Below are 26,486 nucleotides of genomic sequence, written 5' to 3'. Positions count from 1 at the left end.
CGAAGCCGGTTCTTCTGAAACGATCATGCTGCAATTCATGCAGCCGGCAGGATGATCTCGAAGCGCGTGCCGCGCTCGGAGTCAACCAGGCGGATCGTGCCATCATGCGCTTTCAGCAGGGCCAGAACGATGCCGAGGCCCATGCCGGTGCCGCCGCAATCGCGGCGTGTGGTGAAGAATGGCTCGAAAATACGCGCCCGGTTGCTCGGCGAAATGCCGGCGCCGTCGTCGCTCACCTGGATCGTCGCCTTGCCGCCTGCGCTCGCCGCCGTGATCGAAACCAGCGTCGCGCCATGCCGCGCCGAATTGTCGATGAGATTGGCCAGCACGATCGCTGCGTTCTCGGCCGAGATGCGCAGGCCAGTCTCGCCGCCCGCCTCGACCCGAAGCGCCAGCCTGTCCCCGGTCGGCAACAGCGCCAGGGCCGCACTGAGCGACGTGCTTTCGCCGCTGGGCGCAAGATTTTCGGCGCGCGCCAGGTGGAGCAGACGGCGCACCAGCAGATTGAGCCGCCCGGCGTCGGTGACGATATTGTCTGAAAACCGCCGCCGCTCGGCCTCGTCCATTGCGCTACCTGAATCGCGCAGCAGTTCGGCCGCCCCCTGGATCGCCGTCAGCGGCGATTTGAGCTCGTGCGAGACATGGGTGGCGAAGGTCTGGATGCTGTCGGAGCGCGCATGCAGCTTTTCGGCCATCTCGAGGAAAGCGTCGGACAGCGCTGCCATCTCGCGCGTGCCGTGATGGTCGAGGGGCCTGATCGCTGCTCGATCACCGGCGGCGATGCGCTTTGTCCGCTCCATCAGCGCGTAGATCGGCCGGCTGACGGTGCGAAGGAAGATCAGGCCGATGAGCAGCGTGCCGCCGAGGATGGCGATCGCCGCCAGCACCACCTTGCCGCGCTCGCCATAAAGATGCTTGACGACGTTGTTCGGCGTCCGCGACAGATAGACGACGCCGGCGACCTTGCCGTCGACGGCGACCGGCATGGCGACGAAGACGCGGACTCTCGTGCCGCGGCTGACCGAATAGAGCGAAGGTGGCGGCTCGTCTGATAGCCTCTGCCTGAGCGCGCTGGCATAGCGGCCGGCAAGTGCTGCGCGAACCTCGCCGACGGCGCCGAGCGACAGGCCGATCTCCTCGCGTCCGGCGATGACGACGCCTTTGGGATCGAGCAGCCGGAAGCCGGCAAGCGTGGTCTTCTGCGTCTCGGCAAGAATGCCCGACAGCCGCGCGCCGATCGTCGTGAAGGCGGGATCGACGGTGGCGGCCGTCGCCGCGGGCCGTGTCGCCAGAACCCTGTCGGACGCAAGATCGAGGCTTGGCTCGATCGGCCGGTAGGGAGAGTCCGGATTGTCGCTGTCGGCAGGCACGGCCGCGCCGAGCTTTTCAGCCGCGATGCCGGCGTCGCGGACCTCTTGCGCATGGATGGCGGCAAGGGCGGCACCTTGCGCAATCAGCTCGGCCTCGGTCTGGCGGATCAGCTGGTTCTCGTAGAGCCTGAAGAAGAACAGGCCGACCAGCGGCAGCGCCATCACCATGATCAGGATGGCGACAACGATGGTGGCGAGGCGCGGCCGCCATTTATGCGCGGTCACGCGCCGCACCGGCCGAGCCGGAAGCCGACGCCATGCACGGTCTCGATCGCATCCGTGCAGCCGGCAGTCGCCAGCTTGGCGCGGATGTTGCGGATATGGCTGTCGACGGTGCGGTCGGCGACATGGATGTTGCCGGCATAGGCATTGGTCATCACCATGTCGCGCCCAAGCACATGCGCCGGGCGCGCCAGAAACCCTTTCAGGATGGCGAATTCGATCGAGGTCAGCACCAGCGGCCTGCCGTCGAAGCTGGCGGCGTGGCTGGCCGGCAGCAAAGCCAGACGGCCGTGCAAGAATTGCCTGTCGTCGGCCGGTTCCGCCTTTGCCGGGCGGGCGCGCCGCAGGATGACGTTGACGCGGGCGACCAGCTCGCGCGGGCTGAACGGCTTGGTGACATAGTCGTCGCCACCCATTTCGAGCCCGAGGATGCGGTCGATTTCTTCATCACGCGCCGACAGGAACAGAACCGGCACATCGGATATGTGCCGCAGCCGCCGGCAGACCTCCAGCCCGTCCATCTCCGGCATGCCGATGTCGAGCACGACAAGGTCGGGCGCGCGGCGCTCGATCGCCTGCAAGGCGGCGGCGCCGTCGGCTACCGCGACCGTTTTCATGCCGGCCATTTCGAGCGCGAAGCAGATGATCTCGCGGATGTGCGGATCATCGTCGGCGATCAGGATGTGATGCGGCATCGATCAGCGGCCCGGCACGAAGGGTTCGGAGCCCTGAGGAACCACGAACGGGATGGACGTGTCGAGAGTGCGAAGGAGCCGCCAGTCGCGAAAGCTCCAGGCGCGCCAGTTTTCCTGGGCCGCGCGGTAGCCGGCCTCGTCCTGTCCCAGCAAACGGGCGAGTTCGCGGTAGGGGGAAAAGCTGGCCGCATTGGTCCTGGCCTGCTGCTCGAGGAAGCGATCGAGTGCCGGCCGGGCGCTGGGACCGAGCGAACGCAGGTACCAGAAATCGAGCTCGGTTCCGTGGCCGGTCATTTCGAATGAGTGCTCGACATTGTAGTTGGCGATCAGGGCGGCAAAATTGATGAACGAGCAGGCATAAAGCGTCGCCGATAGCGTCAGAAGATTGGCGGAAAGCAGCCATTCATTGGATTTTCCGAGCGCGATGCGGGCGATGATCAGGGCGAGGCCCGCCGCCACCAGCCCCATCCAGACGAAGGCGGCGACGCGCCAGTAGGTCAGCGCATAGATGCCGACATAGAGTTCAAGCCGCAGGATCGACGAGATGACCAGCACGATGTTCTGCGCCACCCAGACATAGACCAGCCGGCGGATGAACGGATCGCTGGAAGTGGCACTTCCCGGCCTGAGCGCCGCCAGCACGAAACCGGCGGCGAGCAGCGCCGTGACGATCAGCGGATAGGCGCCGCGATGCGCATAGGCGGCGTAGGTCAGCCCGTCGGGCAGGGCGATGCCGCCCCACAGATAGGTGGCGTCGAGCGCGGTCTGCATCGCGAACAGGATGTTGAAGATGACCAGCGCGCGAAGGATGGCGGCCTTGCCGAAGATGATGTCCTCGATCGCCCTGGCGGGTTTTGTCGTCGTCGTCACCGCGCTGACAGGGACAGGTGTCACCCGACGCGCAATGCGGCGCAAGAAGCGTGGCAGGCGCGGGCGCAAAAAAGCCCAGACGCCGGCAAGCACGACCAGCCAGAAGGCCAGCCGCGGCAGCTGGATGAGGTCGAGCAGTGCGTGGAGATCGATCAGCGACAGCCAGTATTCGATAACCGGATTGGCGGCGCCGAACAGCGCCAGAAACACTGCGCCCAGGGTCAGCGGCATGATCCAGACGGCGATCGCCGCGAAGCCGATGCGCCGCCGGCCAAGCCGCCGCGCCGCCTTGCGCCAGCGGACGAAATCGTGGACGAACCGAAACGGCGCTGCGAGCAGGAACAGCGCGACCTGGCCGGCAATGCGGGCAAATCCGCGCCGCAGCCGCCCGACCAGCGAAAGCGCAAAGACGGCCAGCGCCGCAAGCCCGATCGCGACGGACAGCGCGCTGACATTTTCAAGGAACGGCAGTAGCCCGACAAGCAGGGCAACGGGTTTGAACCAGGCCCGGCCGGCGCCGAGCGCCGACGGCTGGAGCGCCGCGGCCGCGGCGGCCAGCGTCATGCCGAACAGGAAGAGCGTGATGCCGACCGGCTGCCCATAGAAGAAGAAATCGGCCAGCGCGGCAAGCAGGACGGCAACGCCGAAGCGCGCACAAGTGCCCGGCGCGGCGGCAAGCAACGATGTCATGATCGGGCTTTCTCTACGGCTTTGATCCGGCCGGGGGGCGGAGATTTGCGGATGAAGGGGAGGAGGGTCGCCGAACCCGGCGGATCGATGAGCCAGCAACCGTCATTGCGGAGGGGCAGGGACCAACGGGGCTTTTCGCGCTCTTGCATGCGCCCTTTTCGCCGGCCGAAATGCAGGCAGCGAGGCGGGTCCGAGGAGATTTTCCGCAATCTTGTGCAGTTTTTGTGCAGGGTCAGGAATCACTTCAGCTTTGAATCCGCCCCGTCACCCCTTTCCGGGCGCTTGCGCTGCCCCTCACCTGCCTGCCGGCATCCTCTCCCCGCATAGTGACGGGGAGAGGGGTGCTCTCATCGCCGGTTTCGCCAATCACCAGCGTTGCAAGAATGGCGTCGAGGCTGCGCCAGCCCCTTCTCCCCGTCCCTATACGGGGAGAAGTGCCCGGCAGGGCGATGAGGGGCGGCGCCAACTTCCATGATTGGCTTGCATCCAATGCAAGCTATGACTGCCCGAAGCGATTGCCCTGTGTGCTTGCTTCGATCGCCTCCAGGCGGCATAGATCAGGCATGACTGAAACCTGCCGCCCGCGCCGCTCGGTGCTTTACGTCCCGGCCTCGAACGACAAGGCGCTGGCCAAGATCTCGTCGCTGGCCTGCGATGCCGTCATCATCGATCTCGAAGATGCTGTCGCCCCGGCCGACAAGGTTTTTGCGCGCGAAAAACTGGCTGACATTTTCGCTCACCGCGCAAACCTGCGCTGCGAAATGGTCGTGCGTATCAACCCGCTCTCCAGCGAATGGGGCGCCAGGGACTTGCTGGCGGCGGCACGCTGCGAGCCCGACGCCATCCTGCTGCCCAAGGTCGACACGCCGCGCGACGTCCTGGAAGCCGGCGACGTGCTGGACGACAATTTTTCACCCGACGCGGTGAAGCTGTGGGCGATGATCGAGACGCCCAAGGCGCTGCTCAACATCGGCCCGATTGCCGAGCTTGGCCGCGATCCGGCCTCGCGGCTGGTCTGTTTCGTTGCCGGAACGAACGACCTGGTCAAGGACACCGGCATTCTCGCCACGCCTGACCGGCGTTATCTCACACCATGGCTGATGCAGATGGTGCTCGCCGCGCGCGCCGGCGGCCTCGACCTGCTCGACGGTGTCTTCAACGATTTTCGCGATCTGGACGCTTTTGCGCGCGAATGCGCGGAAGCAGCCGCCATGGGGTTCGACGGCAAGTCGCTGATCCACCCGGCCCAGATCGATGCCGCAAACCGCGCCTTTGCACCATCTGCCGAAGCCGTGGCCGAGGCGCGTGCGGTCAAGGAGGCCTTCGAGCTTGCCGAAAATGCCGGCAGGCAAGTCATTGCGCTGAATGGAAAGATGCTCGAACGGCTGCATCTGGCGCAGGCCGAGAAACTGCTGGCGAAGGCGGCCGCCAGCACCAGCGGGGCATGATTGGCAACTTATCACAGGAATGAAAAATGAAACTCTACCGCTTTCTGTCCGGCCCGGACGATTCCAGCTTCTGCCACAAGGTGACGGCGGCGCTAAACAAGGGCTGGCACCTGTTCGGCTCGCCAACCTATTCCTACGACAAGCAGACCAAGGTCATGCGCTGCGGCCAGGCCGTGGTGAAGGATGTCGAGGGCCAGGAATACGGCCCTGGCACCAAGCTCAGCGATTGGTAGATTTGCACAGCTCGACGCAGGGTGCGTTGAGATTCAGGTCAGGCCGCGCCGGAGTCGAAGACGGGCGCGAAGCGACCAGACTGGGTAGTTTCCGAGAACCGGAGCGGAGCGTACTTTTGGGTACGTGAGCACAGGAAGCGCAGGGAACTGCCATTCGCAGGCCGGCATCACCTGAATATCAGCACAGCCTATTCGGCTGCCTCTTCGATCCGCTCCATATCGTCATCCGACAGGCCGAAATGGTGGCCGATTTCGTGGATCAACACATGGGTGACGATATCGCCCAGCGTCTCCTCGTTCTCGGCCCAGTAATCGAGGATGGCGCGGCGGTAGAGCGTGACGCGGTTCGGCCCCTCGCCGGTCTGCGGATTCCAGCGCTCGGCGATGCCGCGCCCCTCGAACAGGCCGAGCAGGTCGAAAGGCGTTTCCAGCGACAAATCGTCCATGATCTCGTCGGTCGGGAATTCGGCGATCTGGATGACGATCTCGCCGGTCAGCTTGCGAAACTCCTCCGGCAGATGGGCGTAAGCTTCTAGCGCCAGGAACTCCATTTCCTCCATCGACGGCGAAAGCTCGTCGTGCCAGGTACGGGTTTTGTAGATGCGGGCCATGCTTTGTCCTTCTGATCCCGGCATATAGGCTTTCGCGCCGGACTCGGCAATTGGCCGGGTTGCCGCTTTCGCTGACAGGAATAAATTCCCCATGACTCCGCTTGACTCTTCGGCCGCCCTCTGGAATCTATTAGAACATAACAGGAACAATTGTGAGTGGAAGCTGACCGTCATGGCGACAAGCGCCGTGGCGCGGGAGACTGTTTTTGCCCTGCGCCGCCAGATCGCGAAGATTGAGGGAACGCTGCCCGAGCGCCTGCAGGCGCCGGCCGGCGCAGCCCCCGTTGATGCGCCCCAGGATCCAACAGCTGATGTCACGCCCAAAAATATCCCGCCCAAAAATCTGACAATCGTCCGCCGCGGCCTCGCCGTGGCGCCGCCCGATGCGTTTGTGCGCACCGGCGCCGAAGGTCTCGATACTGCGCTCGGCGGCGGCCTGCCGAAGGCGGCGCTGAGCGAGATCCATGGCGCCGCGACCCGCGATGCCGGAGCCGTCGCCGGCTTCGCCCTGTCGCTCGTCAGCCTGATCCTCAAACAGGGACCGCGACTGCCGGTCCTGTGGATCGGCACCGCGGAAATCTTCCGCGAGGCCGGCTTCCCCTATGCCACAGGGCTTCATCGCCTTTTCGGCATCGAGCCGGAGCAATTGCTGTTTTCCGAGGCGCCAAGGCTCCTCGACGCGCTGTGGACCGCCGAGGAGGCCGCCCGGATGACGGCGCTCGCCGCCGTCATCCTCGAAATCCGCGGCAGTCCGCAGCGGCTGGACCTCACCGCGACGCGGCGGCTGCACGCCCGGGCACAGAGCGCTGGCCGGCCGGTGTTTTTGCTGCGCCAGGCCGGCGAACCCGAGCCGACGGCGGCACCCGTCCGTCTCGTCCTGTCGGCGGCGCCGTCGGCACCACGCCAGACGATCGCCGGGCCGCTCGCCGGCTCGATCGGCCGTCCCGCCTTCACCGTCAGCATCGGCAAGAGCCGCACCGCCTTGCCAGGACAATTCACACTGGAGTGGAACCCCGATGAACGCAGTTTCGAGGAAAGAAGGGCCGGGGAAAGACGGCAAGAACGGGCAGCGAATCCTGTCCCTGTGGTTTCCGCATCTCGCCGCGGAAAGGATCCTGCGCCAGCGTCTGGGGCGGTCCTGGCGTTCGCGGCCGTCGGATCACCTGCCGCTGGTGATCAGCCATCGCCAGGCGAACGCGCAGCGCATCGCCGCCCTCGACGAGCGGGCTGAGGCGCTTCATCTGAAGCGCGGCATGGGCATAGCCGACGCGCGCGCCATGCATCCGTCGATCGACGTCGTGGAAGCCGATCCCGAGACCGACCGCCGCCTGCTCGAAAGCCTCGCCGACTGGTGCGACCGCTACACCCCGCTGGTGGCGATCGACGCAGCCGATGGCCTGTACCTCGACGTCACCGGCTGCACCCATCTTTTCGGCGGCGAACGGGCGATGCTGGATGACATCCTGTCGCGCTTTTTCCATCAGGGTTTCGATGTCCGCGCCGGCCTTGCCGCCACACCAGGTGCAGCCTGGGCGGCAGCGCGGTTTTCTGGTGATCGCATCGTCCCCGGTGGCGAGGAGGAAGCGCTTCTCGCGCCCTTGCCGCTGGCGGCGCTGCGCATCGAGCCTGACATCCGCGCCAGCCTGGAAAGCGTCGGCCTGCGCACGGCGGGCGCCGTCATGGCAGCACCGCGCGCGCCGCTCGCCCGCCGCTTCGGCAGATCGCTGCTTTTGCGTCTCGACCAGGCGCTCGGCCGCCTCGACGAGGCGGTGTCGCCGCGCCTGCCGGTGGCGCCGCTTTCGGTCGAACGCCATCTCGCCGAACCGATCATGCTGACCGACGAAATAGAGCGGCTGGTGAAAATGCTGGCGACGACATTGAAGGCGGACCTCGAGCGCCGCGGCGAGGGCGCAAGAAGGCTGGCGCTGCTGCTTTTCCGCGTCGACGGCGCCGTCAGCCGCATCGCCGTCGGCACCTCGCGGCCGTTGCGCGAGCCGTTGCTGATCCAGAAATTGTTCCACGAGAGGCTTGCCGCGCTCGAACAGGACATCGATGCCGGCTATGGCTTCGATCTCGTGCGCCTCTCGGTGCTGTCGGCCGCGGCCTTCGACATGCAGCAGGCGGATCTGACCGGCGAGACGCGCGACGACAGCGCCGACATCGCGCTTTTCGCCGACCGCATCCGCGCCCGGCTCGGCGACAGCGCGGTTTTGAAACCGGTCGCCGTCGAGAGTCATCTGCCCGAGCGCGCCGTCGCCATGCTTCCCTATGCGGAGGCGCCGCAAAGGGTCTCTGCGCCGAAGCAGCCGGACAAGATACAAGACACTTCCAGGCCTGTCTTGCGGCCGGAACGGCCGATCCGGCTGTTCCGCTCGCCCGAGCCGATCGAGGTGCCGGCCACCGAAATGCCTGAAGGACCGCCGCTGAACTTCCGCTGGCGGCGCGCGCTCTACCGGGTGGCGCGCGCCGAAGGGCCGGAACGCATCGCCCCGGAATGGTGGCGGGAGGCAGCGGGGCAGGAAGCGACCCGGGATTATTTCCGCATCGAGGATAGCGACGGCCGCCGTTACTGGCTTTATCGCCAGGGTCTCTACGGCGCCTCGCAGGCGGCGCCGCGCTGGTTCATGCACGGGGTCTTCGCATGAACGCGCTGGCGGTCGTCCCCTATGCCGAATTCGGCATCCAGTCGAATTTCTCGTTCCTGCGCGGCGCCTCGAAACCGGAGGAGCTGGTGGTCGCGGCAAAGTTTTTGGGCTTTTCGTCGATCGGGCTTGCCGACCGCAACACGGTGGCTGGCGTCGTGCGCGCCTGGCAGCAGGCCAAGGTGGAAGGTCTTTCCTGTCATCCCGGCTGCCGCCTGGTTTTTTGCGATGGCACGCCCGACGTTCTCGCCTATCCGCAGGACCGCAAGGGCTGGGGCCATCTGTGCCGCATGCTGACGCAGGCCAATATGCGCGACGACAGCGAAAAGGGCGCACCGCTGCTCTATCGCGACGACCTTTTCGAATGGGGCGATCGCATGTCGCTGGCGATCCTGCCGGATCTGTCGACGCCGGCGCAGGATCTCAGGCTGATCAGCCGCCTGAAAGATCGCTTCGGCAAGACCCTGCGGCTTGCCGTTTCGCCGGATTATCACGGCAACGACCGCTACCGTGTCGAGCAGGCGGCTGCCATGGCCGAGGCATCAGGCATTCCGCTGATGGCGACCAACGACGTTCTTTACCATACGTCCGAACGGCGCCGGTTGCAGGACGTGCTGACGGCGATCCGCCTCAACGTGCCTGTTGCCGAAGCCGGGCTGGAACTGGCGGCCAATGCCGAGCGCCATTTGAAGCCGCCAATGGAGATGGCGCGGCTGTTCCGGCGGCATCCGCAGGCACTGGCGCAAACGCAGCACTTTGCCGGCGAATTGAGCTTCTCTCTCAGTGACCTCCAATACAACTATCCCGACGAACCGACGGAATCAGGGCTCGGGCCCCAGGCCGAACTGGAAAGGCTGGCTCTGGAGGGAGCCGCGATACGCTACCCCTCGGGCGTTCCCGCCGATGTGACCAGGCGCATCCGCGAGGAGCTCGCTTTGATCGAGCGCCTGAATTACGCGCGCTATTTCCTGACTGTCTACGACATCGTCAAATTCGCCCGCAGTCAGGGCATACTCTGCCAGGGACGTGGCTCCGCGGCCAACTCGGTGGTCTGCTATTGCATCGGCATCACCGAAGTGGGGCCTGAGCGGATCGATTCGCTTTTCGAGCGCTTCATTTCCGAGGAAAGAAACGAGCCGCCCGACATCGATGTCGATTTCGAGCATGAAAAGCGCGAAGAGGTCATCCAGTATATCTACTCGAAATACAGCGCCAAGCGCACCGCGCTTGCCGCGGCCGTCGTCAGCTACCGGGGCCGCTCGGCGATGCGCGAAGTGGCCAAGGCGATGGGCCTGTCGGACGATGTCAGGAGCGCGCTGTCCAGCTCGATCTGGGGCTGGTCGACCTCGGAGCTCGGCGAAAAGGAGACCAGGGCCGGCGGCCTCGATCAGACCGATCCATCGACAAGGCAGGTGATCGAATGCGCCAACGAGATCATGGGCTTTCCCCGTCATCTGTCGCAGCATGTCGGCGGCTTCGTCATCACCAGGGACCGGCTCGACGAGATCGTGCCCATCATCAAGACGGCGATGGACGAGCGCAAGATGGTCGAGTGGGACAAGGACGATCTCGACGCGGTGAAAATCCTAAAAGTCGACGTGCTGGCGCTCGGCATGCTGACCTGCCTGCAGCGCGCCTTCACGCTGCTTGAGGATCATTATCCCGATGCGCGGGATGATTTTGGCCGGCCCTATGTGCTGGCCACCCTCCCTGCCGAGGACAAACATGTCTACGACATGATCTGCCGCGCCGACACGATCGGCGTCTTCCAGATCGAATCGCGCGCCCAGATGTCGATGCTGCCGCGGCTCAAGCCGAAAACATTCTATGACCTCGTCATCGAGGTGGCGATCGTGCGGCCCGGCCCGATCCAGGGCGACATGGTCCACCCCTATCTGCGCCGCCGGCAAGGCAAGGAAAAGCCCGAATATCCGAAGCCGGAACTGGAAGAGATACTCGGCAGGACGCTGGGCGTGCCGCTGTTCCAGGAACAGGCGATGAAGATCGCCATCGTCGCCGGCGGCTTCAGGCCAGGCGAGGCCGATGAACTGCGCCGCGCCATGGCCACCTTCAAGCGCACCGGCACGATCGGCAATTATCGCAAGCGGATGGTCGACGGCATGATTTTGCGGGGTTACGAAAAGGACTTCGCCGAGCGCTGCTTCAAGCAGATCGAGGGTTTTGGCGAATATGGCTTTCCCGAAAGCCATGCCGCCTCCTTCGCCCTGCTGGTCTATGCCTCCTGCTGGTTCAAGACCTTCTATCCCGACGTGTTCTGCGCCGCGATCCTGAATTCCCAGCCGATGGGATTTTATCAGCCGGCTCAGCTTGTCCGCGACGCGCGTGACCATGGCGTTGAAATCCGCGAGGTCGACGTCAATTTTTCCGGTTGGGACTGCGCGCTGGAAGAAGTGCCTTTCGATCCAACCCGCATTCTCGACCGCCATGCCCTGATGCGCGGCGTCATCCGGACCAATCATGCCGTCCGGCTGGGCTTTCGCCAGGTCAAGGGCCTGTCGAAGGAGCGCATGGAGGTGTTTGTCGCCAGACGCGGCGACGGCTACGCATCCGTTCGCGATGTCTGGCTGCGCTCAGGCCTCTACGTCGACGAGATCGAGAAGCTGGCGCAAGCCGACGCTTTCCGTTCGCTCGGCCTCGACCGCCGCAACGCCCTGTGGGCGGTCCGCGCGCTCGACGGCAGGAGTGCCACGGAAACCCTGCCGCTGTTCGACCGGCCGGCGATCCGCTTGCGCGATCTCGAGCCCGAGACCAGGCTGCCGACAATGCCGCTCGGCGAGCACGTCGTCCACGACTATCGTTCGCTCGGCCTGTCGCTGAAGGCGCACCCGCTTGCCTTTCTGCGCCAGCGGCTGGACCGCTCAGGCGTCACCCCCAATGCGCGCCTCGGCCAGGTTCGGGACGGCAAGCGCGTTTCGGTAGCCGGCCTTGTCCTGGTGCGGCAGCGGCCGGGGAACGCCAAAGCGATTTTCCTGACGCTGGAAGACGAGCAGGCGGTCGCCAACGTCATTTTTTGGGAAAGGACCTTCAACCGCTACCGGCCCATTGTCATGGGCGCGCGGCTGATCCGCGTCACCGGCAAACTGCAGTCGGAATCGGACGTCATCCATATCGTCGCCGACAAGGTCGAGGACCTGACACCCTGGCTGTCCGTGCTTTTTGAGGAGAAGCCCGATGTCCCTGTCGTGCAAGACGACCGGCAGGACATCGCGGGGAAGGCAGAAAGGGTCATGCCCAAGGGGCGCAATTTTCAATAGGGGATGTGTCGGCGGGACAGCGAAGGATCACCACGCTTCAGGACGGCCCGCTCAACCGCGGCGGCGGCAATCCGTCGTCGAAGGGGAGCGAGCGTGCCTCCGAAGGCAGCATGATCGGAATGCCGTCACGCACCGGATAGGCAAGCCGTGCGACCCTCGAGATGAGCTCGCCGCGCTCCGGATCCCAGCTAAGCGGACCCTTGGTCAGCGGGCAGGCCAGCAATTCCAGCAGCTTGGGGTCGACATTGGCCTTCTTTCCCTCACGCCCATCCACCATTTTGTCAGTCCTTTGGTACAATCGCTACAGCGCTAGGCCTCGCGCGGCTCTCTTCTCCCCTTGTGGGAGAAGGTTGCCGCCCACGGGTCTTGCCTCCGGCAAGCCCGAGGACAGGCTCCGCGGCCGGATGAGGGGTGTTCCAGCTTGGCACCAACCGCACTCCGTCCAACACCCCTCAACCGTCTTGGCGCTGCGCGCCAATCCACCTTCTCCCACAGGGGGAGAAGGAGGCGTCCTTCTACTGCAAGCTCGAGCCGAAATCCTCGTTCTCGCGTGCCAGCGCCATTTCGGTGATGGCGATCAGTGTTTCGGCGCGTGTCTTGAGGTCGGCCGCTTCGAGCAGCGCCTGTTTCTCGGCCGGCCCGTAGGGCGCCATCATCGACAGCGCATTGACCAGCATGGCGTTTTCGGCGCGGCTAACGCTTTCCCAGTCGGCTTCAAGATCGTTGGCCTGCAAATAGGCGCGAAATGCCTTGAGCAGCGCCGGCCGGTCGATCTCGGCCTCGGCCTGATCTTCGTCGAGATCGGTGAGAAAGGGGGCAAACCGGCACTGGCGGAAGGGCGTCTTGACCACAAGCTCCTGCACGATGCGGAACCGGCACACACCTTGCAGCGAAATCAGGTAGCGGCCGTCGCCGCTCTCGGAAAGCGCGATGATACGGCCGGCGCAGCCGACATTGCAAAGCGCCGGCTCGCCGTCGGGACGCCGCGAGCCGTCGAGGCTGGGCTGTATGACGCCGATCAGCCGCGATCCGGCGATCGCCTCATCGACCATCTCCAGATAGCGCGGCTCGAAAATGTTGAGCGGCATGCGGCCGCCCGGCAGCAGCAAGGCGCCTTCAAGCGGGAAGATCGGCACCGTCGGTGGCAAATCCGTATCGAGCCGGTAATGCGCGTTTCCCGCCTGCACTTCAAACCTCCGCTCGCTCCCTCAAGAAGCGCATCAAGCCCGCCCATCCCTTCGCAACCTGACCCAAAATCGTCACCAGGCCCAAAATCGTCAACAGGCAAAGAACGGATCGGTCAGGCCTCCTAATCTGGCGCAGACGTTGTCGACCGCAAGGCCATCAGGCAAAAACAGCTTGGTGCTGCGCTCAGGAAAACAGCAGCGACGACAATTTGCGACGTGCCGCCAGCGTTGCCTCGTCGGTCATGCCCCAGGCCTCGAAGAACTGCAGCAACTGCGTCTTGGCGCCGTCGTCGTTCCACGAGCGATCGGCCTTGACGATCGCCAGCAGATTGTCGGCTGCGGCCATGCGCTCGCCGTTGGCGTTCTGGATCATGGCAAGCTCGAAACGTGCCTGATGATCGCCGGGGTTCTCAGCCAGGCGCCGCTCGAGCTCGGCCGGATTGCCAAGTGCTTGTGCCTGCGCGGCGAGCGCCATCTTGGCGCGCACGGCGGCGAGCGGCGGCGCATCCTTTTTTGCTTCCGGCGCCCGCGCCAGCACGGCTTCGGCGCCCTCGGCATCGCCGGCCTCGAACAGCAGATCGCCCAGCCCGGCAATCGCTTCGATCGTCTCCGGCGCCTGTTCCAGGATCGCGTCGAAAATGTCCGCCGCGGTCTGCACATCGCCGGCGGCGCGCGCCTCCGCGGCCGCGGCAAGCGCCTCGGCGACCTGCGGCGCACCATTACCCTTGCCGCCGACCTTCTGGATGAAGGCGGCGATCTGGCTCTCGGGAATGGCCCCCATAAAACCGTCGACCGGCTGGCCGTCCTTGAATGCGATGACTGCCGGTATCGACTGGATGCCGAGCTGTCCGGCGATCGAAGGATGGTCGTCGATGTTCATCTTGACCAGCTTGACCTTGCCGCCGGCGGCGGTGACCGCCTTTTCCAGCAGCGGCGTCAGTTGCTTGCAGGGCCCGCACCATGGCGCCCAGAAATCGACCAGCACCGGCTGACGGCGCGATTCCTGGATGACGTCGGCGGCAAATGCTGCCGTCGTCGTCTCCTTGATGACGTCGGCAGCGACAGGCGGGTCGCCAAGCGCGACTTTCTCAGGCGCCTCAGTGCCGCCATACTGCACAGTGGTGGCATACTGTCCGGCATTGCTGCCAAACGGGCCGCCAAATTGATTGTTGTCGCTCATCTCGTGCCCTTTCGGTCGCCGCCCGGCCGCCAGCCCGGCGCAACATCCTTAATTCTCACTCAGAAGTCGGTATATCGTCATCCATGTGGCGATCATGCCGTGACTTTCAAGATAACAGCATCACGCCCGGTTGCCTCGACGAATTTGACCAGGTCGGCGGCGGCGATTGATGTCGTTGCCTCGTTGGTCAGCGGATGGGCGTTGATGACGGCATGGCGCATCAACTCCTGGTCGAGAACGACCTTGACCCGCAGCTGCGTATCGTTGATCAAGCCGAACACGGTGACCGCCCCCGGAGCGACGCCGAGAAGCTCCATCAGCATCTCCGGCTTGCCGAAGGACACGCGCCCGGCGGAGCCGATGATTTGGTGGATCTGCTTGAGATCGACCACCGCCTCCTCATCGACGCTGACCAGGAAGAAATTGTCCTTCCTGTCCTTGAGGAACAGGTTCTTGGTGTGCCCGCCGGCGATTTCCCCGCGCAGCGCCTGCGAATCGGCGACCGTGAACAGCGGCGGATGGCGCAGCGTCGAGACCTCGATCCCGAGATCGGCAAGAAAGGCGAAAAGCTCGGCTTCGGTTTTCGGCATGTCGTTTCTGTCGGACTTTCTTGTTGTCGCGGTTGTTGTCGCGGTTCGGATCATGCCGTTTACGGCCAATGACGCGGCCGAGACAAGACCGTCGCGCAGCAAGGCTGCCGATTGCGTTGCTGTCCGCGCCAGGGAAGGCTGGTTTGCGTCGCCGGCTGCGGCCCAAAAAACCTGCGATTTCCCTGTTGCAATCGCCGCGCCCTTCAGCCATATAGGCTCGGCTTGCGGCCCAAAAGCCGCGCGAGCGGGTGTAGCTCAGGGGTAGAGCACAACCTTGCCAAGGTTGGGGTCGAGCGTTCGAATCGCTTCACCCGCTCCAGTTTCCCAAGCGGGAAACAAGCATCGAAAAGCCGCGGTTCGCCGCGGCTTTTTCGCGTTTGGGCTGCACGGCACCAGCCAGCCGACGCCGAATAAAATTGCAAATCATGTGTGCGCGGCGGCGCATCGTAGCATCGAGATTCTTGGTCAGTTGGCGGGCTCCTTCATCTGTTCGGCCGATGCTGTGGGTCAAGAAAAGGCCGACATTCGAGTCCGATCCTAAGGGATCCCCTGGAACGGTCCTGCCCCTACAGACGGTCCAGAGAGCACCACCGGCCTCAGGGCCGGTGGTGCATTGTTGCGCGGGCGCCAAACCAAACCGTGACCGCCTTGGTGTTCGACGCCCGGGTCCCAGCCATGTCCTGTGCATCGACTATCGGGCGCCCGCGCCTCTGCGAAAATCCGACGGCGACATGCCGGCCAGCTTGCGGAACGACTTGTTGAAGGCGCTGAGCGAGCCGAAGCCGGAGTCCATGGCGACGCGCAGCACGTTGGCGTCCTGGTGCATCAGCAGCGCCTGGGCGTAGCTGAGCCGCAACAGATTGACATATTCGTTGAGCGTCATGCCGGTCGACTTCTTGAAAACGCTCATGGCGTATTTGGGATGGATGTCGGCCGCCGCCGCGATGTCGACGCAGTCGATGTCGTAGAGGAAATTCTCGGCGATGAAGTCGCACATGCGTCCGACATTGCGCAGCGATTGCTGGTCGAAGGGGCTGCCTGCTTCCTGCTCAATCGGCGTTTCGGGTACCAGCCGGTAGGGTTCGAAGCGCACCCGCTCCAGCCGCAGCAAGAGTTCGTTGACGGCGTGCTCGGCCTTGCCCGCATCGCCCGAGCGGACGTAGCGGTTCCAGCGCTCGAAATTGTCGCTGTCGGACCGGTCGGTGGCATTGGTCACCAATGTCGCGCCGGTCATCAGCCGGTTGCGGACGTCGGCGGGCAGGTGCAGCCGGAAGAAGTGCACCAGCGGCAGATGCGCGCCGGCATAGACGGCATCGTCCGACGCATCGTCCATCTGGTGCGGCAGGCCGCCCCAGAACAGGCACATGTCGCCGGCCGAAAGCGCGATCTCGTGCTCGTCCATGCGGTAGTGCACGGCGCCGCGGACGATGAAATTCACCTCGACCTGGGCATGCCAATGCGGCTTCAGCATCACCAGGGGCTGGGTGTGAAACATCTGCAGCAGCAGCGGCAGACCCTCCACACTGCTGGCGCCGGGCTGGTAAAACGGCCTTTCCGGCATCTTACTTTCCGCCCATTCTTTATTCCCTTTGTCGCGGACAAGCCTTCGCCAGCGCCTAGTCTAGCCATGCTCGCGAAGAGAGAGCAAATGAAATGGGAGGATTTCAATGCGCATCACACTGACCTGCGCCGCGTTCGCGCTTGCCCTGGGCTCAGCCCCGGCCTTTGCGCAATCCGGCGAAATTACGATCTGGAGCTGGAACGTCGCCGCTTCGTCGCTGAAGGCCACCATAGAAGGTTTTAACAAGCAGTTCCCCGACATCAAGGTCACGGTCCAGGATCTCGGCAACCAGCCGACCTATGACAAGTCGATCGCCGGCTGCGCCGCCGGCGGAGAGGGGCTGCCGGACATCGTGACGATCGAGAACGGTGAGGCCGAGAACTACTGGAGCCAGTTCCCGGACTGCTTCGTCGACCTCCATACGCTCGGCTATACCGCCGAAGACCAGGCAAAATTCCCCGATTTCAAGCGCACCGAGCTCGAAGTGGAAGACAAGGCCTATGCGATGCCGTGGGATTCCGGCCCGGTGGCGATGTACTATCGCCGCGACCTCTATGAGAAGGCCGGCGTCGACCCGACCTCGATCAAGACCTGGGACGATTTCATTGCCGCCGGCAAGAAGATCCAGGAGGCCAATCCCGGCGTGACGATGACCAACGCCGATTTCAACGGCGACTCCGAATTCTTCCGCATGATCGCCAACGAGCAGGGCTGCGCCTATTTCGCCGCCGACGGGCAGTCGATCACCGTTAACCAGCCGGGCTGCGTGGCGTCGATGACCAAGATCAAGGAGATGAAGGACGCCGGCATCATCACCTCGGCCGATTGGGGCACCAAGATCACCAACAACACCGCCGACAAGGTCGCCAGCCAGATGTATGGCGGCTGGTACGAGGGCACCATACGCACCGAGTCGCCCGACGGCAGCGGCAAATGGGGCGTCTACCTGATGCCGAGCCTCACCGCCGACGGCCCGCGCGCCGCCAATCTCGGCGGTTCCTCGCTCGCCATCACCTCGGTGTCGAACAACAAGGAAGCCGCCTACGCCTACCTGAAATACGCGCTCGCGACCAATGAGGGCCAGATAGCGATGCTGAAGGGTTTTGGCCTGGTGCCGTCGCTGATCTCGGCGCTCGACGACCCCTATGTCTCCGAAGGACAGCCCTATTGGGGCGGCCAGGCGGTGTGGAAGGACATTCTTGGCACCTTGCCGAAAGTCGTCCCCAGCCGCGGCACGCCGTTCCAGAGCGACGCGGAAATCATCGTCCGCGCAGTGCAGACCAAATATCTCGGCGGCGGCTACCCCGACGCCAAGGCGGCGCTCGACGATGCCGCAAGCCAGATCGCCTCGGCGACCGGCCTGCCGGTCGAAGAGTGAGATGGAGTTTGGCCGAAGAGGGCGAGGGCGGGTTCGAATTCGGCCCCTTCCTGTGACCGTTTCGCTGCCCCTCACCTGCCTGCCGGCATCCTCTCCCCGTATAGTGACGGGGAGAGGGGCGCTGTCATCGACGGTTTCGCCAATCACCAACGTTGCAGATTGCACGCCCAGATTGCGGCCAGCCCCTTCTCCCCGTCACTATACGGGGAGAAGTGCCCGGCAGGGCGATGAGGGGCAGCGCTGATTTCGACAATTGGTCCTCACCAGAAGTTCATGAACCGCCGTTTGCAGCCGCATCATTAACCCCGCGTTCCAGCGCGAGACAGGAAGGAGAAGGAATGCGCTATCAGAACGCCACGGCGTACCGCTTCCTTGCGCCCTATCTGCTGATCTTCTCGATCTTCTGGCTGTGGCCGATCATCAACTCGTTCCTGATCTCCTTCCAGGCGACGCGCACCGTGCCGTGGCGGTTCGCGCCGACCTTCAACTGGGGCCGGCTGATCGGCGACCCGGCCTTTTTCAACGCCTTGAAGAACACGCTGCTCATCCTCGTCATCCAGGTGCCGGTGATGATCACTTTGGCGATCGTCATGGCGGTGCTGCTCAATTCGCCGCTGCTCAAGGCCCGTGGCCTGTTCCGCTTCGCCTTTTTCGCCCCTGTCGTGGTCGGCGAAGTCGCCTATTCGGCGGTGTTCCGGCTGATGTTCAATCTCGACTACGGCATCATCAACAAGCTGCTGAACAGCGTCGGCCTGCCGCGTATCGACTGGTTTTCCAATGTCACCCCGGCGATGGCGGTGATCATGATCGCGGTGACCTGGCGCTGGGCCGGCTACAACGCCATCATCCTGCTCGCCGGCTTGCAGTCCATCCCCCAGGATGTCTATGAGGCGGCGACGCTGGACCGCGTCAGCAAGCTCAAGCAGTTCTTCTACATCACCCTGCCGCTGCTCAAGCCGATCATCGTGTTCTGCGCCGTGCTGTCGATCATCGGCACCATGCAGCTGTTCACCGAACCCTTCCTGATCACCGAGCGCGGCGGGCCAGGCGGCGGCACCGAAACGCTCGGGCTGCTGCTTTACCGCCAGGGTTTCAGGTCGCTCAATTTCGGCTACGCCTCGGCCATCGCCTACACCATGGCCGGGCTGGCGATCGCCATCTCGCTGGTGCAACTGTGGCTGACGAGGGAGCCGAAATGAGCTCACGTTCCGCTTCGAGCCGTTCCTCCTCCAGCCGCTCCTCCTCCAGATTGGGACGCAGCATCGCGCTGCATCTCTTCCTGACGCCGCTGGCGCTGATCTGGCTGTTTCCGCTGTGGATGATGGTGATCTTCTCGACCATGCCCGACAGGGGCATTTTCAGCCCCAGCATCGAGCTCTTGCCGCACGGCAGCTTCCTCGACAATGTCAACAATCTGCAGCGCGACACCAATTTCATCGGCGCCATCGGCATCTCGGTCTCGGTGGCGGTGACCTATACGTTCCTGTCGGTGCTGCTCACCTCGATGGCCGGCTGGGCGCTGGCGCGCTACCAGTTCTTCGGCAAGGGCGTCGTCGTCGCCATCATCCTCGGCACCATCACGCTGCCCTATGCTGTCGTGCTGATCCCGCAATTCATCATGGTGGCGCGCGACTTCAAGCTCGCCAACACCTGGGTGGCGCTGATCGTGCCGCCGCTGTTCAATTCGCTCGGCGTGCTGTTCATGCGGCAGAGCTTCTCGATGATGCCGGGCGATCTGTTCGACGCCGCACGCGTCGAGGGGGTCAAGGAATGGCGGATCTTCCTGTTCGTAGCGCTGCCGCTGGCGCGGCCGATGCTGGCGGCGCTCGCCATCATCCTGTTCCTTGCCTCCTGGAACAATTATCTCTGGCCGCTGCTGATCAATTCCAAGCCCGGCGCGATGACGGCGCCGGTGGCGCTCGGCACGCTGATCGGCCTCACCAAAGTGTCGTGGGGCGGCATCATGGCGGGCGCCGTGATGCTCACCGTGCCGATGCTCGTCGTGTTCGTGCTCTTGCAGCGCCATTTCGTCGCCGGCATTGCCGCCGGCGCCATCAAATAGGATCAGCATGGCAGCGGTCACACTCAAAAATGTCGTCAAGCGCTTCGGCGTCTTCGAGATCGTTCACGGCGCTAACATCGACGTCGAGGACGGCGAATTCGTCGTCTTCGTCGGCCCCTCCGGCTGCGGCAAGTCCACGCTGCTCAGGATGATCGCCGGGCTCGAGGACATCAGCGGCGGCGAGATCGCCATCGGCGGCAAGGTAGTGAACAATGTCGAGCCGGCCGACCGCGGCATCGCCATGGTGTTCCAGTCCTACGCGCTCTATCCGCATATGAGCGTCGAGCAGAATCTGAGCTTTGGGCTGAGGATGAACGGCAACCCGAAAGCCGACACCGAGCGGCGGGTGAAGCGGGCCTCCGAGATCCTGCGCATCGCCGAGCTGATGAAGCGGCGCCCGCGGCAATTGTCGGGCGGCCAGCGCCAGCGCGTCGCCATCGGCCGCGCCATCGTGCGCGAGCCGCAAGTGTTCCTGTTCGACGAGCCGCTGAGCAATCTCGACGCCGAGCTCAGGGTGCAGATGCGGGTCGAGATCTCGCGCCTGCACAAGGAGCTCGGCGTCACCATGATCTATGTGACGCACGACCAGACCGAAGCAATGACGCTGGCCGACAGGATTGTCGTGCTCAACGCCGGCAATATCGAGCAGATCGGCGCGCCGCTCGATCTCTATGACGACCCGGCCAACCGCTTCGTCGCCGGTTTCGTCGGCTCGCCGAAGATGAATTTTCTGGCGGCACAAGTGGTCGGCAACGACGGCAATGCAACGCTCCTCGAACTCGCCAACCATGGCGGCGCTCGGCTGCAGAAACCGCTGTCGGGCGCCCCGCCTGCGGTCGGCGCCGAGGTCGTGCTCGGTGTGCGGCCGGAGCATTTCTTCGAGGCCGGCGAAGGCGATTGCGACATCGCCGTCAAGGCCGATGTCGCCGAGCACCTCGGATCGGTGAGCTACGTCTATGCCAATGCCGGGGCCGCCCCGGGGGCCAATGCCGGACCAGAGGAACTGATCATCGAGCGCGAGGCGTCGCGGCAGCGGGCGACTGGCGACCACATGGTGGTGTCGATCAAGGCTGGCCAATCGCTTCTCTTCGACAAGTCAGGTGCTCGCATTCGCTAGTGCCAAAAGCATGCCCTCGGGCGTGAACTGCGCAGCGGTTTGGGACAACGCCATGCACACCAAGACACGCAATTTTTCTTTCACCAACTCGCGACGCCGAGGCGACCCCAAGGAGATCCAGGAATGACGTCCGAACCACAAAAAATCCGCTGGGGCATTCTCGGGCCCGGCACCATCGCCAAGGCCTTTGCCGGCGGCGTCGCCCATTCGCGCACCGGCACATTGGTCGCCATTGGTGCGCGCAATCCCGGCAAATCAGGCCTCGCTGAAAACTTCCCCGGTGCCCGCATCCTCGACGGCTACGAGGCTCTGCTCACCGATCCGGACGTCGACGCAGTCTACATTTCGACGCCGCACCCCAGCCACGCCGAATGGGCGATCAGGGCGGCCGAGGCCGGAAAACATGTGCTTTGCGAAAAGCCGATGGGGCTCACCGCTTTCGAAGCGGACGCGATGATCCATGCAGCGCGCAGAGCCGGCACCTTTCTCGGCGAGGCCTTCATGTACCGGCTGCATCCGCAGACGGCAAAGCTGGTCGACCTGGTCAGGTCCGGCGCGATCGGCGAGGTGCGCATGGTGAAATCGAGCTTCGGCTTCGCCATGCCTGGCTTCATGCCGGAGCACCGGCTTTATGCCAACGATCTCGCCGGCGGCGGCATTCTCGACGTCGGCGGCTACCCCGTTTCGATGGCGCGGCTGATTGCCGGGGCCGCATCGGGAAAGCCTTTCGCCGAGCCGGACAAGGTCGCCGGTGCTGCGCATCTCGGCCAGTCCGGCGTCGACGAATGGGCTTCGGCGCTGCTGCATTTTCCCAACGGCATCGTCGCCGAAGTCTCCTGCGGGATCTCGCTCGCCCAGGACAATGTCCTGCGCGTCCTTGGTACCAAAGGCCGCATCGATGTCGCGGATTTCTGGTATGCGAGCGGCAGGGAAGGCGGCACCGGCGAGATCCGCATCATCCGTTCAGGCGGTGAGGAGGTGGTCGAGGTCAGGGAAGACCGCTGGCTCTACGCTTTCGAGGTCGACGCCGCCGGCGAGGCGATCCTGGCCGGAAAGCAGGAGTTTGCCTGGCCGGGCATGGGCTGGGCCGACAGTCTCGGCAATCTGCGTGTGCTCGACAAATGGCGTGCCGCCATCGGGCTCGAATACGAGATCGAAAAACCCGAAAAACGCGTCGACACCATTTCCGGCCGGCGGCTGCGCTCCGGTGGCACCACCATCCCGAAGCGTGAAATTCCGGGCCTGCCGCGGCCGGCCTCGTGCCTGGCGCTCGGCTTCGAGGATTTTCGCACCTTCTCCTCCGGCATGATCCTGCTCGATGCCTATTTCGAAGCCGGCGGCAACGTCTTCGACACCGCCTTCATCTATGGCAGCGGCTACACCGAAACGCTGCTCGGCCAATGGTTGAAGAACCGCGGCGTGCGTGAGCAAGCGGTGGTCATCGGCAAGGGCGCCCACACCCCGCTCTGCTATCCCGATGTGATCGGCAAGCAGCTCACCCAGTCGCTCGACCGGCTGCAGACCGATCATGTCGACGTCTATTTCATGCACCGCGACGATCCCGACGTGCCGGTCGACGAATTCGTCGATGCGATGGACCGAGAGGTCAGGGCTGGCCGCATCCGCGGTCCGTTCGGCGGCTCGAACTGGACGAGGGAACGCATGGACGAGGCGATTGCCTATGCCGAGCGGACCGGCAAGCAGAAGCCTGGCGCGCTTTCGAACAATTTTTCGCTGGCCGAGATGCTGGTGCCGATCTGGCCGGGTTGCGTCACCTCGTCGAGCGATGACTGGAAAGCCTGGCTGACCGCCCGGCAGATGCCCAATTTCGCCTGGTCGAGCCAGGGCCGGGGTTTCTTCACCGGCCGCGCCGGGCGTGACCAGCGTGACAATGAAGAGCTGGTCCGTGTCTGGTACTCCGAGAAGAATTTCGGCCGCCGCGACCGGGCGATCGAGCTCGCCAACCGGCTGGGCAAGAGCCCGATCCATGTCGCGCTCGCCTACGTCCTGGCCCAGCCGTTCCCGTCCGTCCCGCTGATCGGACCACGCACGCTCGACGAACTGGAGGACAGCCTGCAGGCCCTCGACATCGCGCTTTCGCCCGACGACATTGCGTGGCTGGATAGCGGATCGGATCAGCATCGACGCACGGGCTGAGGGGGGCATCGCTACGCTTTCCTTCTCCCCTTGTTGTGGGAGAAGGGGAGGCGCGCGTCCCGTAACTCTCCAACTTGCGGTCGAACGGCGACCACGGCTCTAGTCATCGGGATCGTTTGCATCGCGACTACAGTGTTGTTTGAATTAGCTTTTCTATTTCTTGAAAAGCTTGTTGCTGTCCTACATACTTCGCAAACCGACCGCGCAAACATGATAGAGATCGAGCTCCACAAACGGCGGGGATGAGTCATGACCGAAGCTGAAGGCCATGCACGGTTGACCTCGGACGGCGACCCGGATGGACGCGATCATATCAGGCGCATCCCCGACATCATTTCGCTGGTCAAGGATTCTTACGGTGAATTGCGCCCGGCGGAGCGGCGCGTCGCCGATGTCGTGCTCGACGATGTCAAATTCGCGGTCGACGCTTCCAACGCTGCACTTGCCCAGCGCGCCGAGGTCAGCGAACCCACCGTGACCCGGTTCTGCCGCGCCATCGGCTGCGAGGGGGTGCGCGATTTCAAGCTGAAGCTGGCGCAGAGCCTGGTCGTCGGCGCGCTCTATCTGAGCAGGCCGCCGCCGCTGAGCGGCGACAATGGCATGCCGTTCTGGAATGCCGTGTTCGGCGAGGCGCGCCGGGCGCTGCAGGAAGCCGAACGGCAGCTTGATCCGGCGCAGCTGGTGAAGGCCGCCGAGCTCATCGCCAAGGCGCGCCAGGTCACGGTGTTCGGCCTCGGCGGCAGCTCTTCGGCGCTGGCGCAGGAAACCCAGTACCGGCTGTTCCGCTACGGCATCACTGTCGTCGCCCAATGCGACCCCTATCTGATGCGGATGACCGCCTCGACCCTGAAGCCCGGCGACCTGGTGATCGCCATTTCGGCGACCGGACGCACCCGCGAAGTGATCGAGGCCGTCGAACTGGCCAAGCATTACCGCGCCAATGCGATCGGCGTGACCGCGCCCGATACCGAGCTTGCGCGCGCCTGCGACGTCAGGCTGACGGTGGCGGTGCCCGAATATCCCGACACGCTGAAGCCGACCGCCTCACGCTTCGCCTTTTTGGCCGCGATCGACCTGATGGCGGTGGCGGCAGCCTACAAGCTCGACGGCTCGGCCCGCGAAACCGTCCGCCGCATCAAATACAACGCCCAGATCCACAGGACGGGCAAGGAGATGGAGCCGCTGGGAGATTGAAGCCCCCCTCATCCGGCCGCTTCGCGGCCACCTTCTCCCCGTCGGGGAGAAGAGGGTTGGCGCCGGCGTCGACAGCCTCCTCTCCCCTCGGGGAGAGGCCAGCCGAGCGAAGCGGAGGCTGGGTGAGGGGGCAGCGCCGACTTGAAAAGGAAGAAGGACAACACATGCTCGACATGGCACCCTCAAAACAGGCGGCCAGCTGGCTTTCCTCTCTCTCCCGCGCCCTCGAGGCGGGCGACGCCGCGGCCGCGACCAATCTGTTCGTCGAGGACTGCTACTGGCGCGATCTGCTGACCTTCACCTGGAACATCAAGACGATGGAAGGCCGCGCGGCGATCCGCGACATGCTGGATGCCACTCTGGCGGCGACCAAGCCGATCGCCTGGCAGCTCAGTGGCGAGGCAAGCTCGCACGAAGGCATGATAGAGGCCTGGTTCAGCTTCGAGACGTCGTCGGCCTGGGGCCAGGGCATCATGCGCTTGGCAGACGGCAGATGCCGGACGCTGTTCACGGCGATGAGCGACCTCACGGGTTTTGAGGAGCGCAAGGGACCGGCGCGGCCGCTGGGTGTCCGCCACAAGGCCGACCCGGACCGCGAGACCTGGGCCGAGGCGAGGGCGCGCGAGACGCGTGATCTCGGTGCCATTGAGCAGCCCTATTGCCTGGTCATCGGCGGCGGCCAGGGCGGCATCATGCTGGGCGCACGGCTGCGGCAACTCGGCGTGCCGGCCATCGTCATCGAGAAGAATGCGCAGGCCGGCGATTCCTGGCGCAACCGCTATCGCTCGCTCGTGCTGCACGATCCGGTCTGGTACGACCATCTGCCCTACATCCCGTTTCCGGAAAACTGGCCGGTGTTCACGCCCAAGGACAAGATGGGCGACTGGCTGGAAATGTACACGCGCGTCATGGAGCTCAATTACTGGACCTCCACAGAATGCATCAGCGCGTCCTACGACGAAGCCAAAAAAATCTGGACGGTCGAGGTCGAGCGCGCCGGCGAGCGCATCACGCTGATGCCAAAGCACATCGTCTTCGCAACCGGCGCCTATGGCCCGCCGCGGCAGATCGACCTGCCGGGCGCCGCTGCGTTCCAGGGCGAGATCCTGCATTCCAGCCAGTATTTTAGCGGCGAGACATTCCGCGGCAGGCGCGTCGCGGTCATCGGCGCGGCAAGCTCGGGGCACGATGTCGCCGTCGACCTCTGGGAGAGCGGCGCTGCGGTGACCATGATCCAGCGCTCGCCGACGACGGTGGTCAAGTCAGACACGCTGATGGAGGTCGGCTTCGAGATCTTTTCGGAAAAGGCGCTGGCCCGCGGCATCACCACCGAAAAGGCCGACATGATCGTCGCCTCGACGCCGTTCGCGCTGCTGCCGCAAACGCAGCGGGCGCTGTACGACATCATCAAGGCGCGCGACGCGGCCTTCTACGACCGCTTGCGCGGTGCCGGCTTCGCCATCGATTTCGGCGACGACGAGACCGGGCTGCTGATGAAGGCCTACCGCACCGGCTCGGGCTACTATATCGACGTCGGCGCTTCCGATCTGATCATCGACGGCGCGATCGGCATCCGCAGCGCTGTCGAGATCAAGTCGCTGACGCCGACCGGAATCTTGTTCGACGACGGCAGCGAATTGGCGGCCGATGCGATCATCTCCTGCACCGGCTACCAGTCGATGAACGAGACCGTGGCGGCGATCGTCTCGCGCGACGTCGCCGACGAGGTCGGGCCGTGCTGGGGGATTGGCTCGGGCGTGAAAGGCGACCCGGGACCATGGCAAGGCGAATTGCGCAACATGTGGAAGCCGACGGCGCATGAAGCGCTGTGGTTCCACGGCGGCAATCTGGCGCTGTCGCGCTTTTACTCGAAATATGTGGCGCTGCAGATCAAGGCGCGGATGGAAGGGATGGCGACGCCGGTCTATGGGTAGCAGCGCTCCTCTCCTTCTCCCCTTGTGGGAGAAGGTGGATTGGCGCGCAGCGCCAAGACGGATGAGGGGT

The 26,486-nt window shown here is 64.4% G+C and carries 21 protein-coding genes and 1 tRNA gene; 13 read left to right on the top strand and 9 right to left on the bottom strand.

Annotation, left to right across the window (positions count from 1 at the left end; genetic code table 11):
• Positions 1-35: 35 nt before the first annotated feature.
• From BLT09_RS08480 to BLT09_RS08470, 3 genes are read right to left on the bottom strand one after another with little or no spacing between them, the layout of a single operon-like run.
• On the bottom strand, positions 36-1,532 hold the full coding sequence (locus BLT09_RS08480; RefSeq protein WP_167366386.1) for an ATP-binding protein: 1,497 nt from the start codon (positions 1,530-1,532) through the stop codon (positions 36-38).
• 59 nt (positions 1,533-1,591) lie between these two features.
• Positions 1,592-2,287: a response regulator transcription factor gene (locus BLT09_RS08475; protein WP_091592118.1), complete on the bottom strand. Its 696-nt coding sequence runs from the start codon at positions 2,285-2,287 to the stop codon at positions 1,592-1,594.
• 3 nt (positions 2,288-2,290) lie between these two features.
• Positions 2,291-3,847: a DUF4153 domain-containing protein gene (locus BLT09_RS08470; protein ID WP_091592116.1), complete on the bottom strand. Its 1,557-nt coding sequence runs from the start codon at positions 3,845-3,847 to the stop codon at positions 2,291-2,293.
• Positions 3,848-4,410: 563 nt separating this feature from the next.
• Here BLT09_RS08470 and BLT09_RS08460 point away from each other — a divergent pair.
• Positions 4,411-5,295: an HpcH/HpaI aldolase/citrate lyase family protein gene (locus tag BLT09_RS08460; RefSeq protein WP_167366375.1), complete on the top strand. Its 885-nt coding sequence runs from the start codon at positions 4,411-4,413 to the stop codon at positions 5,293-5,295.
• Positions 5,296-5,321: 26 nt separating this feature from the next.
• Positions 5,322-5,528, top strand: a complete 207-nt coding sequence (locus tag BLT09_RS08455; protein ID WP_023804277.1) for a DUF1737 domain-containing protein — start codon at positions 5,322-5,324, stop codon at positions 5,526-5,528.
• A gap of 188 nt (positions 5,529-5,716) precedes the next feature.
• Here the strand turns inward: BLT09_RS08455 and BLT09_RS08450 are convergent, their stop codons facing one another.
• Positions 5,717-6,139: a metallopeptidase family protein gene (locus BLT09_RS08450; RefSeq protein ID WP_023802719.1), complete on the bottom strand. Its 423-nt coding sequence runs from the start codon at positions 6,137-6,139 to the stop codon at positions 5,717-5,719.
• Between the two features lie 172 nt (positions 6,140-6,311).
• Here BLT09_RS08450 and BLT09_RS34875 point away from each other — a divergent pair, with 172 nt between their 5' ends.
• From BLT09_RS34875 to BLT09_RS08435, 3 genes are read left to right on the top strand one after another with little or no spacing between them, the layout of a single operon-like run.
• Entirely contained in the window at positions 6,312-7,370 is a 1,059-nt protein-coding gene (locus BLT09_RS34875) for an ImuA family protein (protein ID WP_091592114.1), read from the top strand.
• Positions 7,312-8,784 carry a DUF6504 family protein gene (locus BLT09_RS08440; protein WP_091592112.1) on the top strand — a complete coding sequence of 491 codons (1,473 nt, stop codon included), beginning with the start codon at positions 7,312-7,314 and terminating at the stop codon, positions 8,782-8,784. Before BLT09_RS34875 ends, BLT09_RS08440 begins: the two co-directional genes overlap by 59 nt.
• Positions 8,781-12,056 carry an error-prone DNA polymerase gene (locus BLT09_RS08435; protein WP_091592110.1) on the top strand — a complete coding sequence of 1,092 codons (3,276 nt, stop codon included), beginning with the start codon at positions 8,781-8,783 and terminating at the stop codon, positions 12,054-12,056. Before BLT09_RS08440 ends, BLT09_RS08435 begins: the two co-directional genes overlap by 4 nt.
• A gap of 37 nt (positions 12,057-12,093) precedes the next feature.
• On the opposite strand, the gene BLT09_RS08430 is transcribed toward BLT09_RS08435, so the two are convergent.
• The 4 genes from BLT09_RS08430 to BLT09_RS08415 all read right to left on the bottom strand — a co-directional run bounded on the left by BLT09_RS08430 (position 12,094) and on the right by BLT09_RS08415 (position 15,013).
• Entirely contained in the window at positions 12,094-12,333 is a 240-nt protein-coding gene (locus tag BLT09_RS08430) for a Trm112 family protein (RefSeq protein WP_091592108.1), read from the bottom strand.
• A gap of 238 nt (positions 12,334-12,571) precedes the next feature.
• The gene (locus BLT09_RS08425; protein WP_091592106.1) at positions 12,572-13,243 is read right to left on the bottom strand and encodes an LON peptidase substrate-binding domain-containing protein; all 672 of its coding nucleotides are present in this window, start codon (positions 13,241-13,243) and stop codon (positions 12,572-12,574) included.
• 184 nt (positions 13,244-13,427) lie between these two features.
• Positions 13,428-14,423 carry a thioredoxin gene (gene trxA, locus BLT09_RS08420; protein ID WP_091592104.1) on the bottom strand — a complete coding sequence of 332 codons (996 nt, stop codon included), beginning with the start codon at positions 14,421-14,423 and terminating at the stop codon, positions 13,428-13,430.
• Positions 14,424-14,515: 92 nt separating this feature from the next.
• Positions 14,516-15,013, bottom strand: a complete 498-nt coding sequence (locus BLT09_RS08415; RefSeq protein ID WP_091592441.1) for a prolyl-tRNA synthetase associated domain-containing protein — start codon at positions 15,011-15,013, stop codon at positions 14,516-14,518.
• Between the two features lie 244 nt (positions 15,014-15,257).
• On the opposite strand from BLT09_RS08415, the gene BLT09_RS08410 reads away from it, so the two are divergent.
• Positions 15,258-15,332: transfer RNA gene (locus tag BLT09_RS08410), tRNA-Gly, on the top strand.
• Between the two features lie 372 nt (positions 15,333-15,704).
• On the opposite strand, the gene BLT09_RS08405 is transcribed toward BLT09_RS08410, so the two are convergent.
• The gene (locus BLT09_RS08405) at positions 15,705-16,574 is read right to left on the bottom strand and encodes a helix-turn-helix domain-containing protein (RefSeq protein ID WP_027153653.1); all 870 of its coding nucleotides are present in this window, start codon (positions 16,572-16,574) and stop codon (positions 15,705-15,707) included.
• Between the two features lie 106 nt (positions 16,575-16,680).
• Here BLT09_RS08405 and BLT09_RS08400 point away from each other — a divergent pair, with 106 nt between their 5' ends.
• The 7 genes from BLT09_RS08400 (at position 16,681) to BLT09_RS08370 (ending at position 26,416) form a co-directional block, all read left to right on the top strand.
• Positions 16,681-17,952 (top strand): ABC transporter substrate-binding protein, encoded by a 1,272-nt coding sequence (locus BLT09_RS08400; RefSeq protein WP_091592102.1) that lies wholly within the window; start codon positions 16,681-16,683, stop codon positions 17,950-17,952.
• A 338-nt stretch (positions 17,953-18,290) separates the two neighbouring features.
• On the top strand, positions 18,291-19,151 hold the full coding sequence (locus tag BLT09_RS08395) for a carbohydrate ABC transporter permease (RefSeq protein WP_023802709.1): 861 nt from the start codon (positions 18,291-18,293) through the stop codon (positions 19,149-19,151).
• Positions 19,148-20,014 (top strand): carbohydrate ABC transporter permease, encoded by an 867-nt coding sequence (locus BLT09_RS08390; protein WP_023802708.1) that lies wholly within the window; start codon positions 19,148-19,150, stop codon positions 20,012-20,014. Before BLT09_RS08395 ends, BLT09_RS08390 begins: the two co-directional genes overlap by 4 nt.
• Before the next feature lie 7 nt (positions 20,015-20,021).
• Complete coding sequence (locus BLT09_RS08385) at positions 20,022-21,131, top strand: ABC transporter ATP-binding protein (RefSeq protein WP_091592100.1); 1,110 nt, start codon at positions 20,022-20,024, stop codon at positions 21,129-21,131.
• A gap of 123 nt (positions 21,132-21,254) precedes the next feature.
• On the top strand, positions 21,255-23,288 hold the full coding sequence (locus BLT09_RS08380; RefSeq protein WP_091592098.1) for an aldo/keto reductase: 2,034 nt from the start codon (positions 21,255-21,257) through the stop codon (positions 23,286-23,288).
• A gap of 249 nt (positions 23,289-23,537) precedes the next feature.
• On the top strand, positions 23,538-24,482 hold the full coding sequence (locus BLT09_RS08375; RefSeq protein WP_091592096.1) for a MurR/RpiR family transcriptional regulator: 945 nt from the start codon (positions 23,538-23,540) through the stop codon (positions 24,480-24,482).
• A gap of 164 nt (positions 24,483-24,646) precedes the next feature.
• A complete protein-coding gene (locus tag BLT09_RS08370) occupies positions 24,647-26,416 on the top strand; it encodes a flavin-containing monooxygenase (RefSeq protein WP_091592095.1) in 1,770 nt (589 codons plus the stop codon).
• Positions 26,417-26,486: the final 70 nt, after the last annotated feature.

Origin of the sequence: Mesorhizobium muleiense (assembly GCF_900099905.1) — a bacterium.
Taxonomy (GTDB): domain Bacteria; phylum Pseudomonadota; class Alphaproteobacteria; order Rhizobiales; family Rhizobiaceae; genus Mesorhizobium; species Mesorhizobium muleiense.
The sequence above is the reverse complement of the archived record's forward strand: the minus strand, read 5'-3'. Positions and strand labels throughout refer to the sequence as shown.